We start from the raw sequence: 16,104 nt of genomic DNA, 5'->3' as shown, positions 1-16,104 counted from the left end.
TCAAAACCAAACTACTTTGGGATTATATAAAAGTCTATTCAAACAAACTGCGATATACGGACTAGCAACCGTTTTGCCTCGTATGCTCAGTTTTTTATTGGTGCGCTTGTACACCGGAATTTTACCAACAGCAGAGTATGGCGAAGTTTCTATCGTTCTCTCTTGGATGGTTTTTTTCAACGTAATTTTATCCTACGGTATGGAAACCGCTTTTTTCCGTTTCTACAGTTCCGAAACCGATAAAGAAAACGTCATTGCTACCAGTACCATTTCTATTTTTTGGTCTTCCATTTTGTTTTTGTTTGGCGCCTTAATTTTTAGAAACACCTTAGCTTCCTGGGCGCATGTAGATGTGCAGTACATTACTTTTACCATTTGGATTTTGGTTTTAGATGCCTTGGTGATTATCCCTTTTTCAAAATTAAGGGCTAACAAACGCCCAATGATGTATGCTATTATCAAAATAGGGAATGTAGTCGTAAACTTGGCACTCAACCTGTATTTTTTATTGGTTTTACCTAAAATTTATGCCGATAGTCCCGACTCTTTTTTAGGGAATATGTATATCGATAATTTCGAAATTGGATATATTTTCGTTTCTAATTTGTTGGCGAGTTTACTCACTTTTGTGGTACTTTCACCTAATTATGTATCCTTGAAACGCAATTTTGATGTTGCACTTTGGAAAAAAATGATGCGTTATGGTTTGCCTATTTTAATTGCAGGCATTGCTTTTGCCGTAAATGAACATTTCGATAAAATTTTATTGGAAAATTTATTGCCTGCTAACATTGCCAAATCCGAAGTAGGTGTGTATTCTGCGTGTTATAAATTAGGGCTTTTTATGGTGCTTTTTGCTACCGCGTTCCGACTGGGTATTGAGCCGTTTTTCTTTAGCCATGCTAGTAACGAGAATGCCCCACAAACCTATGCGATGATTACCAAGTATTTTGTCATTTTTGGTTCGTTGATTCTTTTGGGAGTTATAGTTTTTGCAGATATTTTAAAACTTTTATTACTAAAGGACGAATCGTATTGGGAGGCAATGAAAGTGGTTCCGTTGATTATCTTGGCCAACTTCTTTTTGGGGATTTACAACAATCTTTCGGTTTGGTATAAGTTAACAGATAAAACGATTATTGGAGCCTACATTTCTATTGTTGGCGCCATTTTAACACTGATTTTAAACTATATTTTAATTCCAAAATACAGCTATTATGGCTCGGCCATTGCTACGATTTCAGCATACGGAAGCATGATGTTAATTTCCTATATTTTAGGCAATAAATACTATCCTATTCCTTATGATATGGAAAAAATTGGAGCTTATTTGGGTATTTCAATTTTGTTTTCGGTGATTTCTTTTTATGGATTTAGAGAGAATTATTTCGTAGGAATCCCGTTATTGCTGGCGTTTCTTTATTTCATTTATCACAATGAGAAAACCACAATTTTAAATATTATTAAACGAAAAAAATAAGAAGGAGCTATTTCCTGCTGTACGCTATATCTGTGGTCCTGAACCCCAGGACCACAGGATGCCGCTTCCATCAGGGCTAGGGCCAAGTAGTAATCAAGACTTTTAGATTTAAAAAATGAACATCAACATCATCAATACATCCGCACACGAATTGCCTCATTACGAAACCATCGCTTCGGCGGGAATGGATTTGCGTGCGAATATAACCGAACCCATTACCTTGCTACCTTTAGAAAGAGCTATCGTAAAAACAGGATTGTTTATTGAATTACCCATAGGTTACGAAGCACAAGTAAGACCTCGTAGTGGCTTGGCGGCCAAAAACGGAATCACCGTTCTCAATGCCCCAGGAACAATTGATGCTGATTATAGAGGGGAAATTGGTGTGATTTTAGTAAATTTATCCAATGAGACTTTCGTAATCCAAAACGGAGAACGTATTGCTCAATTGGTAATCGCCAAACACGAACGCGCCGAGTGGGTTGTAGTCAATGAATTATCAGAGACATCTAGAGGCGCTGGAGGCTTTGGTAGCACAGGAGTAAAATAGTAAACAGTGTTCAGCTTTTAGTGTTCAGTTCGCAGTCTTCAAAGACAGTGTTTGAACAAAAGTTGGTATATAATAATCAGAAGAGTATTTTGTTTTATCTTAATACTTAATTCTAAAATCTTAATACAAATTTATAATGAAAATAATAGTACCAATGGCCGGGCGTGGGTCTCGTTTACGACCACACTCTTTAATTGTTCCAAAACCATTAATCCCTGTTGCAGGCAAACCAATCGTTCATCGATTAGTAGAAGATATTGCCAAAATTTTAAAACAACCGATAGAAGAAATTGCTTTTATTTTAGGAGACGAAGCTTTTTTTGGAGATGATGTCGTGTCGAGTTTACAAGAATTAGCACAAGGATTAGGTGCCAAAGCTTCCATCTATCGTCAGGATTTACCGCTGGGAACTGGCCACGCCATCATGTGTGCCAAAGAATCGCTATCCGGCCCAGCTGTGATTGCTTACGCAGACACTTTGATTCGTGCTGATTTTGATTTGGATCCTGAGGCTGATGCTGTAATTTGGGTAAAACAAGTTGATCAACCAGAAGCCTATGGAGTAGTTAAACTTAATGAGCAACAGGAGATTATTGAATTGGTCGAAAAGCCAAAAGAGTTCGTTAGTGATCTTGCAGTTATCGGAATTTATTATTTCAAAGAAGTTGGAATTTTAAAACAAGAATTACAAAACGTATTGGATAACAACATCCAAAATGGTGGTGAATATCAAATCAATGATGGGATCAAAGGAATGATGGCCAAGGGGAAAGTATTCAAAACTGGCAGCGTAGACGAATGGATGGATTGCGGAAACAAAAACGTTACTGTAGAGACTAACGGACGTATGCTTGGATTTTTGCATCAAGATGGTGTTAATTTGATTGATCCTTCAGTAAAAGTAGAGAATGCTACTATTATTCCTCCTTGTTTTGTAGGGGAGAATGTTGTTTTGTCAAACGTAACGATTGGACCTAATGTATCGCTAGGAAAAGGCTGTCATATAAGTAACTCTACCATCAAAAACAGTTTGATTCAAACGCATGCACACATCCAAAATGCAACTTTAGATAATGCAATGATTGGAAATCACGTTACCTTTGATGGAAATTTTACCAGCATTAGTATTGGAGATTATTCGGTTTTAGAATAAAAAAACAACAAAAATGAATCGTCGAATTGTAGTATTCTTGGTTTTGGTATTCTTTGCAATTCCTACTTGGGTTCAGGCACAAACTGAACCAGAAGAGATTGCTATGGTCAATAACGAGTACCAAGACGCGTTCTATGAAGCTTTGTTGCAAAAAGGAATTGAGAATTATGATAAAGCCATCGTAGCTCTTGAAAAATGTTTGAAATCACAACCCGATGATGCCGCAGTACATTATGAATTGGGCAAAAATTATTTAGCGTTAAAAAATTATGATAGAGCCTATGCTTCTTTTGAAAAAGCAACTGCCATCGACCCAAAAAATAAATGGTTTTGGGTAGGAATGTACGACGTGACGTATGCCACAAAAAACTATACTAACGGAATTATAGTTTTAAACCAACTCATTGTTTTGGATCCAAAGTTCAAAGAAGATTTGGTGACTTTGTATATGGCGACTACCCAATACGACAAAGCTTTGGCATTAATCCACCAATTGAATGAAACCGTTGGAAAAACGGATCAGCGAGAAGGATATAAAGTCCGAATTTTATCGCAAGGAAAATATCAAAATACTGAGATTGACAATTTGATTGGACAAATTGAGAAATTTCCAAAGGAAGAATCCAATTATATCGATTTGATTTATCGCTACTCCAAAAATAATGAAGTTGAGAAAATGCTTGAAGTAGCCAAGAAGTTAGAACGAGAAATTCCAACTTCGGAGTGGGCGCAAGTAAGTTTGTTTAAATTTCATATCGAAAAAAATGACGGACCGAAAGCGGTTCAATCCATGAATGTAGTGTTGTCGAGTAAAAAAATCGATACTAAAATTAAGCATCGGGTACTGAATGAGTTTTTACTCTTCGCTGGAAAAAATCCACAATACGATGCTGACTTAGAAAAAGCTATTGCAACGTTGGAGGCTGATCCAACGGTTCCTGTTGCCAAAGAAGTCGGTAATTTTTATTACAACAAAAAACAATGGGAAAAAGCCGCAAAATATTATGAAAAGGCATTAGTCGCAGATCCTAATTTGCCACTAGAAACGCCTATCTTGTTGCTACAATCTTACACCGAAATGAAACAATTTGAGGTATTGTCCAAAAAGGCACAATCCTTGTTAGAGCGTTATCCATCGCAACCTCATTTTTATTATTATGCTGGTTTGGGATACAACCAATTAAAACAATTTAAAAAAGCAAAAGATGTTTTAGAAACTGGAATAGATTATGTGATTGAGAATCCAGTTTTAGAAGCTAATTTTTATATTCAATTAGGCGAAACATTCAACGGACTTGGAGATATGGCTAAAAAAGACTTCTTTTTTTCCAAAGCCAATCAATTAGTAAAAGAAAAGAAATAATGAAGAAATACGGATTGTTTTTTGTACTCATCGCACTGATTTCATGTAAATCTAAATCGGGATTGGTAGTGAGTGCGCCCAAAGAAATTAAGAACACCAACAGTTCTGTTATCGAAAAATTATACCAAAATAAAAATGATTTTTCGACCTTGTACATCAAATCAAGCGCAAATTATGCTGATGAAAAGATGTCACAAAATGTTACGGCTGAGATTAAGATAAAAAAAGATGAACAAATATTAGTGAGTGTTCGTTTTTTGGGAATTACTATGGCAAAAGCCTTAATTACGCCGTCTGGAGTAAACTATTACGAAAAAATTAATGGAAGTTATTTTGAAGGTGATTTTAAAGGGTTAAGCCAATGGCTGGGAACCGATTTGGATTATTCGAAAATTCAAAATTTGTTAGTAGGACAGGCCATAGACGATTTGACGAAAGGCAAATATAAAGAAACGCTTGAGGCAAATCAAAAGTATAAATTAGAAGATTTGTCTAATGAGAATACCCAAAAATCTTTTTTTATTGATGCCATACAATTCGTTCTTCAAAAGCAAGAAATTGCGCAAGCCAAAGAGGGGAGAAGTATAGAAGTTGCTTATGGTAATTTTGAACAGCATACAAATGTAGCCTTGCCTTCTAATGTTCAAATAGTAGCCCTTCAACCCAAAGGGAAAACCGAAATTAAACTCAATTATAACACCATAACTGTAAACGAAGCACTTTCTTTTCCATATAGTGTCCCAAGTGGGTATAAAAGAATTTTAATTAAGTAAATTTGAATCAAAACATTTTTGACATGCCAAAATTTCTCCTAAGTATATTTTTCTTGTGTTTGACTTCATTGGTTTGGGGACAGGAATCGCAGCAAGAAAAGTTAGAACAACGCAAAGCACAGATTCTTCAAGAAATTAGAGAAAATGAAAGTCAATTGCGGTCTGTTAAGAAAAAAGAAAAATCGGCAGTAACAGTTGTCATCTTGCAAGCCAACAAAATCAAATTACAAGAAAAGTTAATCAAAACCACTGAAAAGCAAGCCAAGGTCTTAGGTAATGACATGTACATTAACCAAGTTAAGATCAATAAACTTAAAAAAGAATTAGAAATACTCAAAGAAGATTATGCTCGAATGATTGTCAAATCCTATAAAAGCAGATCCGAAGAGAGTAGAGCAATGTTTTTGTTGTCCTCTGAAAATTTCTTGCAAGCCTACAAGCGTGCGCAATATATGAAGCAGTATTCGAGTTTTCGAAAAATGCAAGGAGAAGAAATCAAATCCAAATCACTCGAACTACAAGACTACAACGGCCGTTTAGCAGTTCAGAAAAAGGAAAAGCAAAAGATTATTGCCGAAAGAGAAAAAGAGCGCTTAGCATTAGAAAAACAGAAGAAAGAACAATTACGTTTGGTTAATGCCATCAAGAAAGACAAAAACAAAATCATGGCTGCGATTCGTAAAAAACAATCCGAAACCAAAGCCATCGATCGTCAGATTGATCGTTTGATTAGAGAAGCCATTGCCGAGGCTAATAGAAAAGCAGCCAAAGACGGAACAGCAACAGGTGGCTCGTCCTCAAGAATTGCATTAACAGCTGAGGCTAAAATTTTGGCCGATAATTTTAGAGCCAATAAAGGCAAATTGCCTTGGCCAGTAGAAAAAGGATTTGTCTCCTTAGGGTATGGTAAACAGCCACATCCTGTGTACCCAACTCTTGTAATCAACAATAGTGGAGTAGAAATTACTACAGATGCTGGATCTTATGCACGTTCAGTCTTTGCTGGAGAAGTAACGAATATTATGGTACTTTCTCCTGTAAATAAAGCGGTAATGATTCAGCATGGAGATTGTTTTACGGTTTATCAAAACTTGAGTTCTGTATCGGTTTCTAAAGGAGATAAAGTAGGAATTAAACAAAATCTAGGTAAAATTAGAACCAATAGCGAAGGGAAAACCGTACTTAAATTTACGATCTCTCAAAATGCTACGTATAATAATCCTGCGAGTTGGTTGTACAATATGTAATCATTTTTTAAGTTATACTAAATGCACTATTTTCTCTTAAGATTAGATAGTGCTTTTTTTAATTGCTACTTTAGAAATAACTATTTTTGCAAAAAAATAAAGCTTCATGCCTAAGTCTCTTTTTAGTATAGTATTATTTGGTTTTACCACTTTTATATTTGCCCAAAAATCCCAGCAAGAAAATCTAGAACTCCGAAAAGCTAAGATTCAAAAAGAAATTATTGCTAATGAAAAAAAACTATTGACTGTTAAAAAGAAAGAAAAAACGGCAGTAGAAGTTATGGATTTGCAAACGCAAAAAATAAAACTCAAAGAAACTTTAATTCAAACCACGGAAAAACAAACCCATTTGTTAAGCAATGACATGCAGATCAGTGAGTTAAAAATTGATCGTTTGGACAATGAACTGAGTTTACTAAAGACAGATTATGCAGAAATGATTCTCAAATCGTATAAGAGTCGTTCAGAGGAGAGTAGAGCTATGTTTGTTTTATCGTCTTCTAGTTTTTTGCAGGCCTATAAACGGTTGCAATACATGAAACAATATGCCAATTTTCGAAAAGTACAAGGGCAAGAAATACAACTGAAATCCAAAGAATTAATGGGGTATTATGAACAATTAAAATCTCAAAAAATTCAGAAAGAGCGTCTTATTGCCGAGAATGAAAAAGAAAAAAAATCATTAGAAGAAGCCAAGAATGAACAACAGAAAATTGTGAGTTTACTTCAAAAAGACAAAAAGAAGATTGCGGCTGATATCAAAAAGAAGCAGCAAGAAGCTCGAAATATCGACAGAGAAATAGATCGATTAATTCGAAAAGCTATAGCCGAGGCCAATAGAAAAGCAGCTTTGGCTAGAGCCGCAAAAGAAAAAGCACTCAAAGAAAAAGTTGCCAAAGAGAAGGCACTAGCCGATAAATTGGCGAAGGAAAAAGCTTTGGCGGAGAAAATTAAAAATGGCAACACAAAAGACACTAAAACCAAAGAAATAGTGGTTCCTGTTAAAGATAGTCCAAGCAAAGTGGTTGCTATTGCTCCAGTTTCATCAACCAAAATGGAACTGACCTCAGAAAGCAAATTGGTTTCAGATAATTTTAAGGCCAACAAAGGAAGATTGCCCTGGCCAGTAGATCGTGGAGATGTATTTATTGGTTTTGGCACCCAGCCTCACCCAGTATATAAAACCTTAACGATCCAAAATAGCGGATTGTCAATTTCGACATATAATGGTGCACATGCGAGAGCTGTTTTTGCTGGAGAAGTATTCTCGGTAATTGCTATTTCAAATAATAAAGCAGTTATGATTCAACATGGTGATTATTTTACAGTATATCAAAACTTAAGTACGATTAATGTTAGTAAAGGAGACAAAGTGAGTACCAAGCAAAGTTTGGGAACCATACGCACCAATTCTGATGGGAAGACCATTCTAAAATTCACTTTGTGTCAGAATGTTGTTTATGTGAATCCAAGACCTTGGTTATCTCCTAAATAATATTTGATGTAACTTTTCTTGCTTGTTTTTTTTACAATTGGTATTCAAAATTCCTTACTTTTGAGACCATGAGAATGTTGAAAGTATTTTTTTGGATAATTTGGAGGATTTGGTTTTACATTTTGATGGCCATTCCTATACTGGTGATGTTTCCTTTTTTGGTGATCTCGATTCTGACAGAGAGTGGCTATCCCTATTTTTTTAAGATGGCTCGGATTTGGGCAAAGGTTATTTTGTTTGGAATGGGTTTTAGTTACAAAGTAAATCAAGAACCTGTTTTAGAAGCAAAGACGAGTTATATGATTGTAGCGAATCACACCTCGATGGTTGATATCATGTTGATGTTGGCTATCATAAAAAATCCATTTGTTTTTGTTGGAAAGCAGGAATTATCTAAAATTCCTTTATTTGGATTTTTCTACAAAAGAACTTGTATACTTGTAGATAGAGGTTCAGCTAAAAGTAGGAGGGATGTTTTTGAAGCTGCCCAACAAAGGATTAAAAGAGGATTGAGTGTCTGTATTTTTCCTGAAGGTGGTGTTCCAGATGATGAATCAATAGTATTAGACGAGTTTAAAGATGGTGCATTTCGATTAGCTATCGAACACCAAATTCCTATCTTACCTATAACTTTCCCCGATAATAAAAAGCGTTTTTCTTATACTTTTTTTAGTGGTAGTCCTGGATTGATGAGGGCACATATCCATTCTATTGTTGAAACGAATGGATTGACAGGTGAAGCTAGAAAAGAAATAAAAGAAAAAGTTCGTACAATTATTTTAAATAAACTTAAGAATTTTGATAAAGCAGAAAGGTAAATATTAAGTTTTTTCTTGTTTTCATTCTTCTTTATTTTTAAATATTTCGATACAGTATCTAAATTTTTTTAAATATCCGATTCTCAGCGATTTTAAAAATAAGTTTTTTCTTTCTTTTGTGAAAAGATACTATCAAAAAAGCTATCTATTCCTGTAAAAAAGAGGAATAGATAGCTTTTTAGTTTTTTTTGAATGGATTATTCGTTAGCCAATTCTTTGATATGTGCTTTTATTTTCACTTCCAATTCGTCAGCTAATTCAGGATTGTCTTTGATTAAAGTTTTTACAGCATCACGGCCTTGCCCTAATTTGGTTTCACCATAACTAAACCAAGAACCCGCTTTTTTAATAATTTCGAATTCTACAGCTAGATCTAAAATTTCTCCAGTTTTTGAAATTCCTTCTCCATACATAATATCAAATTCAGCTACTTTAAATGGTGGAGCGACTTTGTTTTTTACAATTTTGACTTTGGTACGGTTTCCTAAAACATTTTCTCCGTCTTTAATTTGAGTAGAACGACGAATGTCCAAACGAACGGAAGCATAAAATTTCAAAGCATTACCACCAGTTGTTGTTTCTGGGTTACCAAACATTACACCAATTTTCTCTCTTAATTGGTTGATGAAAAACACAGTACAATGTGTTTTGCTAATAGTTCCTGTTAACTTTCTTAAGGCTTGAGACATCAAACGAGCGTGTAAACCCATTTTTGAATCTCCCATTTCACCTTCAATCTCACTTTTTGGAGTCAAGGCAGCTACCGAGTCAATTACTACAATATCAATTGCTCCAGAACGGATTAGATTTTCCGCAATTTCTAAAGCTTGTTCTCCGTTATCAGGTTGAGAAATAATTAGGTTTTCAATATCTACTCCTAGTTTTTCAGCATAATTTCTGTCAAAGGCATGTTCAGCATCAATAAATGCAGCAATTCCTCCCGCTTTTTGAGCTTCGGCTATGGCGTGAAGGGTTAGCGTAGTTTTACCTGAAGATTCAGGACCATAAATTTCGATGATTCTCCCTTTTGGGTATCCATTAACTCCTAATGCTAAATCTATTCCTAACGAACCGGAAGAGATTGTTTCTACTTCTACAATGGCTTTATCGCCCATTTTCATTACCGTTCCTTTTCCGTAGGTTTTGTCTAATTTGTCAAGCGTAAGTTGTAACGCTTTTAATTTGGCTTCTTTGTCTGAACTCATCTTTTCTTTCATCTAATTTTTTGGGTTATAACTAATTTTTGGCGTATATGATTTTTTATTTATGGAAATAACGAAATATTTTTAAAATAGTTAAGGTAAAAATACATTTTTTTTTAATGCTAATCGCGCACTCTTTTAGTATTCAAAATAAAAAATAGCACGACATGATTTCTTAACTAAATAGTGCCTTCAATTCTGTAGCATCATGAGGATTCATTTTTCCAGCAAGTACCAAACTTAATTGTTTTCTTCGTAAAGCAGCATCAAATCGTTGTTTTTCTAATTCGGTTTCCGGAATAATTGGAGCCACTTCTACAGGTCTTCCAGTATCATCTACGGCCACAAAGGTATAAATTCCTTCGTTTGCCTTATTTCTTTGGCCAGATTCGCGATCTTCAATCCATACATCAATATAGATTTCCATTGAGCTTTTGAATGATCTAGAGATTTTCGCTTCTACAGTAACTACGCTTCCGATAGGTACGGCTCTATTGAAGGCTACATGATTTACAGAAGCAGTTACAACTATTCTTCTAGAATGTCTTCTTGCAGCAATGCTGGCAGCGCGATCCATTCGTGCTAGAAGTTCTCCGCCAAAAAGATTATTTAATGGATTGGTTTCACTTGGTAAAACCAAATCTGTTAAAATGGTTAAAGATTCTGAAGGATGTTTTGGAATCATATAGTATAGGTAAAATATTAAAATTAGTTGAGCAAAAAAACCGCTAGTACTGCTGGAACAAAATAGATTACTATGGTTCTTGCGCCATCATAATCCTTGGCCAAACGTTGTCCAAACAAAAGCATTAATAAGGTAAGACAAGAAAATACAGCGCCATAATATCCGTAAAGTTTTTCGTTAGTTAGATATAATTCGATACTTCCAACAATGCATAAAATTCCTGAGAGTAGTTCTAAAATAAGAACGTTTGCTAAGGCCAAAGGAACTTGTTTTTTTAATGGTGTTTTGGCAAAATGATCTTTAAGCCAAGCTACATTATCCTTCCAGTAGAATATTTTGTCATATCCAGATTGTAGGAATGTGATGGCCAAAAATACAAGTAATAAAAGTGAGGCAGTATTGTGCATGAGCGTTATTTTTTATGAATTAATCGAGTTAATTGGATGGATAAGTCGGTTAAGATTATTTTTGCATTTCCATTTCTTTCAATATGATACAAAGCCTCTGATAGCTGCGTAAAAATAGCATTAATGTTATCGCCATGTATGAAAGGGGCAAAGTTTTCTAATTTAAATTTTTCAACTTTCGGGCTAAGATAGACCAATTCCTGAGCTTGATAATTAAGCAATAAAGCTTGACGAAACATTTCGATACAGAATTCTAAGAATTTTTTTTGTCTTTCTCTTCCTAATTGAGCGATTTGTTCGCTCCACTGAATCAAATCCTGAATTGCAGAAGGATTGCCTTTGGCTTTAAAAGCAGCTCTAACCCAAACCACAAACCATTCTTCAAAGGCTAAATCATCAGCATCTTGATGTAATAGGTGTAGGGCTTTATTGTAATTTCCTTGTGCTTGATGGGCTATATTTTGAGCCAATTTTACATCCAACTTTTGTAAATCAACCAAAGCCTGGGTGATGTCATGCTCTGGAATTCCATTAAAATGAATAGCTTGGCATCTTGAACGGATAGTAGAAATTATGGATTCTTCATTTTCGGTTACCAATAAAAAAATCGTTTTCTCTGGTGGTTCTTCTAACAGTTTTAGTAATTTGTTAGCTGCTGCCGTATTGAGTTTGTCAGCCATCCAAACAATCATTATTTTATGTCCCCCTTCGTAAGCTTTTAATGCTAATGATTTTAGTATTTCTTGCGCATCATCTACTCGTATTTCACCTTGTTTATTTTGGACCCCAAGGAAAGAATACCAATCTAATAAACTTCCATATGGGTTTTGAAGTACGAATGCTCGCCAATCCGTTATAAAATCAATACTTTTTGGCTTACTTTTTACTTCTTCTGTACTAACGGTTGGATAGACAAAATGGAGGTCTGGATGTGCTAAATTTTGAAACTTCAAATGGCAACTTTCATTTCCATTTTGGTTCTCACAATTGGTAGTATTGCAAAGAATATATTGTGCATAGGCTATCGCCATGGAAAGTGTTCCACATCCTTCTGGCCCTACAAACAATTGTGCATGGGGAATTCTTCCGGATTCGGCACTTTTAATTAAATGATTTTTAATGTGTTGTTGACCTAGAATAGATGAAAATAGCATAAAGCAAAGATAATAGAAATTGATTGAGACGAAAATTTTATGGATTAAACTTTATGCGGATTACTTAGGTCGCTTTTATCATTTCCTTTTGTAAATAATTACTGTTTATTAACAATTTGAAATTGTTAAAATTGGGCTTTTTTCATCTATATTCTTGTTAATATTAAGTTAATAAATTACGTATAAATACCTATTAAACAATTTGTTAAGTGCTTTGTTTTATCGACAAAAAACCACTTTTTTTAATTTATGTACTATTTTTTATTCATAAAATTATTGTGAAAAGTTGTGAGTTAAGTAAATTTGTTTATTTTTGTTATTAACATTTTAATTAACAAAAAAGAAAAGCATGAAAGGGAAAATTATTTTTTTTGGGTTAGTATTTTTATTAACTGTAGGAATAGCTTCTGCACAAACTAAAGTTCCTCAGAGTATTATTAGTAGAACAGCTTTAGTAAAAAAATACTATACGAAGCCAGAATTGGAGCAGTTGCAAAAAGGGCCTCTTTTGGAGTTGTACATCGAAAGAATTAAAGTTTTAGTTAAAACGTTGCCATACATTGCATTAGTAAGTAAGCCTGGGGTAACCTTAACTGATTTAGGTATTCCAGAAGATGCTAACAATACTAAAGCATTGACAGTACAGTCAGAAAGTATGAATTCTTTCTTAGACGTTACAGTTGAATTTCAAAGAAAAATGGTACCATACGCAGATAAAGGAAATTTAATTTCTGCTATTTTGTTTTATGAAGAAACTTTAAAATCGTTGAATTCTCTAGGTGAAAACTAGAAGTTGTCTTTAGACTTAACTTCCATTAATTTAACCAAATTGTTTTCAACATTTGTCACTCTTTAAATAGATGTGAAAGATATATCCCCCCCCTAAATCTTAACCTTATGAAAAAAAGTATTCAAGTTTTAGCTTTATTGCTATTGGTTGTTTGTAGTGCAAATGCACAACAAGAGAAAGGCATCATAGGTTCTACAAATTGGTTGAGCAATTGGACAGAATTTAAGCCGGCTAAAGTGGATTATGGTGAAGCCAATCAAATATTGGCCGGTACTATTTCTTCTAACACTAAATTGTTAAAAAAGAATATCTACCTATTGCAAGGTGCAGTTTATGTTACTAATAATGCGGTCTTAACTATTGAACCGGGTACAGTAATTATTGGTGATTTTGATTCAGGAGCCGCTTTAGTAATAACAAAAGGCGCTTCAATCATTGCTGAAGGTTTAGAAACCGATCCTATTGTTTTCACCTCTAATCGTAGTGTTAAAAAAGCTGGTGATTGGGGAGGATTAATAATTTTAGGCGATGCGCCAATAAATAAATTTGGCGGAGTAGCCTCTGTAAATTATGATTTAGATAATGCAATGACTGTTTACGGTGGTAGTAATCCTGCTGCAAATTCTGGAGTTTTACGTTACGTTCGCATTGAATATGCAGGGAAAAAAGTAAAAGGAAGTGGTAACTTTAATGGATTGTTTTTAGGTGGAGTAGGCAACAAAACCACTGTTGAAAATGTTATGGTAAGTTATTGTGCAGGAGATTCTTTTGAAGTATATGGTGGTGATGTTGTAATGAGTAAAATGATTTCATTAAAATCTAACGGAATTGACTATAAGTTTAATTATGGTGTTCAATGTAAAATAGATAATTCCTTAGCGATACGATCTTCTTATATATCTAGTAATACTTCAGCATCAAGATGTTTTGAATTAGCTTCTTATGATCAAAAAAGCGAAGTTGATTTTAATAAAAAACAGACCAACATCGTAGCAAGTAATATGACATTTGTTAACGATAGTGATGATTTAGCAGCTGACATGCAAAATGGTTTGATTAAAGATGCCGTGCGTGTTGCAGAAAACACCTTTTTAGAATTAAAGAAAAGTGTGATTTCAGGCTTTAACCCTGCTGTAGTTTTAGATGCCAAAATGGAAGTTACAGCGCCGAATTTGAAAAAAATTAAATTAGAACAATTATACATTAACTTCTGTAAAGGAAATATTTTTACCGAGTTTAACCCTGAGAATGAGGAGTTAGAAAATTGGTATGGCAATAGTGCCTTTTTTAATGTATATGATAAAAAGAACAACGCTGAGGCATTTATTGATTTCTCAAATGAAAAAAGACCTGATTTCAGATTAAGAATTTCAAAAATTACAGCATCAAACAACAACTAGACTGTTTTTAAAAAAATAAAAACTTTGGTTGCACCCCAACAATCGAAGTTTTTATTTTTTTATTCAAAAACCTTGTAAAACCACAGATTTAAAACATGAAAAGGTACAATAAGGTCTTTTTTTTGGTACAATTTTTTTTTTATTTTTCAATTGGTTTTTTCCCATTTGTAAATAAAATTCAGGCACAAATCGCAATTGGAAAACCTACTTTCCCGTTTACTCAGATCTGTGCCAATCCATCATTCAATACTTTTGATGTTACTTTTAGTTTCACTCCAACTAGTGGAATTACAGCTTCAAACCAATTTATTGTCGAGCTTTCTGACGGTAATGGAAGTTTCGTCACACCTACGGTATTGCACACTTCTGTGGCGGGTGCGATAACGACTTCGCCAGCCAAAATAACTTTTGCTGTTCCTGTGACCACAAGTGGAGAAGGCTATAGATTGCGTATTCGAAGTACTTCACCAGCTGCAACTAGTCAGCTCTCCAATTCTTTTCCTGCCTACTATAAGCCACAAGATAGTCAATTTACCATTAATAATAATTCCTCTAATGTGGTAATTTGCTCTGGAGGATCCTATGTGCTTTCAATCGACAACCCTGGAGCTGTAACCAATGATTCTCCTTTAAAATATCCAGGACTTACCTTTAATTGGTTTAGAGACAACGGGCCAACAGTTTTGCCAACTAAAGTTGCTTCTGCAGCAGCAGCTAATTATACCGTAACTTCTCCTGGGGTTTATTATGCCGAGACCAATTATGGGACTTGTACTTCTGACTCATATTCTAATCGTGTTACCGTTACTTCATCTAATTCTGGCGCTACAGCTGCCATTACTTCAAGTTTGGGTAATCCTTTTTGTACTAGTCAAGGGCCAACCATTTTGTCAGCTACCAAAGGAAACACTTATCAATGGTATAAAGATAACGTGGCGATTCCCAATGCTACAAATCAAACGTATTCGGCTACCACAGCTGGACAATACAGTGTAAAAGTAGGTTTTGGTTCTTGTGATGCTAATGCGAGCATAGATTTGAAAGAAGTTTCTTTTACCAGTAGTTTAAATATAGCGGCTACTTATGCTATTGTTCCTGGTGAAAGTTTGGCTGTAGCGGTTACCACTAATGCTACAAATCCAACGTATAAGTGGTTTTTAAATGGCGTTCAAATACCCAACGTAACTTCAAACACGTATAGTGCTACTGTTAAAGGAATTTACAAAGTGACCATTACGCAACCTGGAAGTTGTTCTGTAGCCAAAGATTTAACCTTTGAGGTAACCTATTCAACGGATCCGAATCCTTTTCCAGATGTTGCTGAGATCCCTAATGTGATTAGTCCAAACGGAGATTTTATCAATGATACTTGGATCCTTCCTTTAGCCTATGTAAGTGGTACCAATACCGAAGTTTTAATTGTAAGCGCTTTGGGTGAAGTCGTGGTTCAAACCAATGATTATAAAAACGATTGGCCTAGCGTAACCAGCCCTGCCGATTTTAAAAACGTGAATCCCATTTATTATTATATTATCACTACTCCAGATAAAAAGGTAAAAAAAGGATCAATAACTGTGATAAAATAAT

General features: G+C 34.7%; 15 protein-coding genes. 11 read left to right on the top strand and 4 right to left on the bottom strand.

The features are described 5' to 3' along the window. The first annotated feature begins 16 nt into the window (after positions 1–16). The 8 genes from O9307_RS11795 to O9307_RS11760 all read left to right on the top strand — a co-directional run bounded on the left by O9307_RS11795 (position 17) and on the right by O9307_RS11760 (position 8,879). Complete coding sequence (locus tag O9307_RS11795) at positions 17–1,480, top strand: oligosaccharide flippase family protein (protein ID WP_298299495.1); 1,464 nt, start codon at positions 17–19, stop codon at positions 1,478–1,480. A gap of 115 nt (positions 1,481–1,595) precedes the next feature. Further along, positions 1,596–2,030: a dUTP diphosphatase gene (gene dut / locus O9307_RS11790; RefSeq protein WP_298299493.1), complete on the top strand. Its 435-nt coding sequence runs from the start codon at positions 1,596–1,598 to the stop codon at positions 2,028–2,030. A gap of 136 nt (positions 2,031–2,166) precedes the next feature. Next, the gene (locus O9307_RS11785) at positions 2,167–3,183 is read left to right on the top strand and encodes a sugar phosphate nucleotidyltransferase (protein WP_298299489.1); all 1,017 of its coding nucleotides are present in this window, start codon (positions 2,167–2,169) and stop codon (positions 3,181–3,183) included. Between the two features lie 13 nt (positions 3,184–3,196). Further along, positions 3,197–4,546 (top strand): tetratricopeptide repeat protein, encoded by a 1,350-nt coding sequence (locus tag O9307_RS11780; protein WP_298299486.1) that lies wholly within the window; start codon positions 3,197–3,199, stop codon positions 4,544–4,546. Beyond that, positions 4,546–5,319: a DUF4292 domain-containing protein gene (locus O9307_RS11775; protein ID WP_298299484.1), complete on the top strand. Its 774-nt coding sequence runs from the start codon at positions 4,546–4,548 to the stop codon at positions 5,317–5,319. The genes O9307_RS11780 and O9307_RS11775 overlap by 1 nt, the downstream gene beginning before the upstream one ends. Before the next feature lie 23 nt (positions 5,320–5,342). Continuing rightward, on the top strand, positions 5,343–6,566 hold the full coding sequence (locus O9307_RS11770) for a peptidoglycan DD-metalloendopeptidase family protein (protein ID WP_298299481.1): 1,224 nt from the start codon (positions 5,343–5,345) through the stop codon (positions 6,564–6,566). A 106-nt stretch (positions 6,567–6,672) separates the two neighbouring features. Beyond that, a complete protein-coding gene (locus tag O9307_RS11765; protein WP_298299479.1) occupies positions 6,673–8,061 on the top strand; it encodes a peptidoglycan DD-metalloendopeptidase family protein in 1,389 nt (462 codons plus the stop codon). 68 nt (positions 8,062–8,129) lie between these two features. Then, the gene (locus tag O9307_RS11760) at positions 8,130–8,879 is read left to right on the top strand and encodes a lysophospholipid acyltransferase family protein (protein WP_298299477.1); all 750 of its coding nucleotides are present in this window, start codon (positions 8,130–8,132) and stop codon (positions 8,877–8,879) included. A gap of 197 nt (positions 8,880–9,076) precedes the next feature. On the opposite strand, the gene recA is transcribed toward O9307_RS11760, so the two are convergent. The 4 genes from recA to O9307_RS11740 all read right to left on the bottom strand — a co-directional run bounded on the left by recA (position 9,077) and on the right by O9307_RS11740 (position 12,327). Further along, positions 9,077–10,084 carry a recombinase RecA gene (gene recA, locus O9307_RS11755; protein ID WP_064716079.1) on the bottom strand — a complete coding sequence of 336 codons (1,008 nt, stop codon included), beginning with the start codon at positions 10,082–10,084 and terminating at the stop codon, positions 9,077–9,079. A gap of 172 nt (positions 10,085–10,256) precedes the next feature. Beyond that, entirely contained in the window at positions 10,257–10,766 is a 510-nt protein-coding gene (locus O9307_RS11750) for an acyl-CoA thioesterase (RefSeq protein ID WP_159689120.1), read from the bottom strand. Between the two features lie 23 nt (positions 10,767–10,789). After that, positions 10,790–11,173, bottom strand: coding sequence for a DoxX family membrane protein (locus O9307_RS11745; RefSeq protein ID WP_298299471.1), 384 nt, complete (start codon positions 11,171–11,173; stop codon positions 10,790–10,792). Between the two features lie 5 nt (positions 11,174–11,178). Further along, complete coding sequence (locus O9307_RS11740; protein WP_298299469.1) at positions 11,179–12,327, bottom strand: DNA polymerase III subunit delta'; 1,149 nt, start codon at positions 12,325–12,327, stop codon at positions 11,179–11,181. A gap of 349 nt (positions 12,328–12,676) precedes the next feature. Here O9307_RS11740 and O9307_RS11735 point away from each other — a divergent pair, with 349 nt between their 5' ends. The 3 genes from O9307_RS11735 (at position 12,677) to O9307_RS11725 (ending at position 16,103) form a co-directional block, all read left to right on the top strand. Then, positions 12,677–13,117 carry a hypothetical protein gene (locus O9307_RS11735; protein WP_298299467.1) on the top strand — a complete coding sequence of 147 codons (441 nt, stop codon included), beginning with the start codon at positions 12,677–12,679 and terminating at the stop codon, positions 13,115–13,117. 107 nt (positions 13,118–13,224) lie between these two features. After that, the gene (locus tag O9307_RS11730) at positions 13,225–14,517 is read left to right on the top strand and encodes a hypothetical protein (RefSeq protein WP_298299464.1); all 1,293 of its coding nucleotides are present in this window, start codon (positions 13,225–13,227) and stop codon (positions 14,515–14,517) included. Between the two features lie 95 nt (positions 14,518–14,612). Continuing rightward, positions 14,613–16,103, top strand: coding sequence for a gliding motility-associated C-terminal domain-containing protein (locus tag O9307_RS11725; RefSeq protein ID WP_298299462.1), 1,491 nt, complete (start codon positions 14,613–14,615; stop codon positions 16,101–16,103). Position 16,104: the final 1 nt, after the last annotated feature.

This window comes from Flavobacterium sp., from assembly GCF_027531905.1.
GTDB lineage: Bacteria > Bacteroidota > Bacteroidia > Flavobacteriales > Flavobacteriaceae > Flavobacterium.
Note: the sequence above shows the minus strand (reverse complement) of the source record. Positions and strands in the feature narration are given on the sequence as shown.

Bases quoted from the DNA above. Each gene is read 5' to 3' on its own strand.
- O9307_RS11740 (WP_298299469.1), bottom strand. From the start codon at position 12,327: ATGCTATTTTCATCTATTCTAGGTCAACAACACATTAAAAATCATTTA.
- O9307_RS11785 (WP_298299489.1), top strand. From the start codon at position 2,167: ATGAAAATAATAGTACCAATGGCCGGGCGTGGGTCTCGTTTACGACCA.
- O9307_RS11730 (WP_298299464.1), top strand. From the start codon at position 13,225: ATGAAAAAAAGTATTCAAGTTTTAGCTTTATTGCTATTGGTTGTTTGT.
- O9307_RS11770 (WP_298299481.1), top strand. From the start codon at position 5,343: ATGCCAAAATTTCTCCTAAGTATATTTTTCTTGTGTTTGACTTCATTG.
- O9307_RS11750 (WP_159689120.1), bottom strand. From the start codon at position 10,766: ATGATTCCAAAACATCCTTCAGAATCTTTAACCATTTTAACAGATTTG.
- O9307_RS11775 (WP_298299484.1), top strand. From the start codon at position 4,546: ATGAAGAAATACGGATTGTTTTTTGTACTCATCGCACTGATTTCATGT.
- O9307_RS11725 (WP_298299462.1), top strand. From the start codon at position 14,613: ATGAAAAGGTACAATAAGGTCTTTTTTTTGGTACAATTTTTTTTTTAT.
- O9307_RS11745 (WP_298299471.1), bottom strand. From the start codon at position 11,173: ATGCACAATACTGCCTCACTTTTATTACTTGTATTTTTGGCCATCACA.
- O9307_RS11760 (WP_298299477.1), top strand. From the start codon at position 8,130: ATGAGAATGTTGAAAGTATTTTTTTGGATAATTTGGAGGATTTGGTTT.
- O9307_RS11735 (WP_298299467.1), top strand. From the start codon at position 12,677: ATGAAAGGGAAAATTATTTTTTTTGGGTTAGTATTTTTATTAACTGTA.
- O9307_RS11780 (WP_298299486.1), top strand. From the start codon at position 3,197: ATGAATCGTCGAATTGTAGTATTCTTGGTTTTGGTATTCTTTGCAATT.
- dut (WP_298299493.1), top strand. From the start codon at position 1,596: ATGAACATCAACATCATCAATACATCCGCACACGAATTGCCTCATTAC.
- recA (WP_064716079.1), bottom strand. From the start codon at position 10,084: ATGAGTTCAGACAAAGAAGCCAAATTAAAAGCGTTACAACTTACGCTT.
- O9307_RS11765 (WP_298299479.1), top strand. From the start codon at position 6,673: ATGCCTAAGTCTCTTTTTAGTATAGTATTATTTGGTTTTACCACTTTT.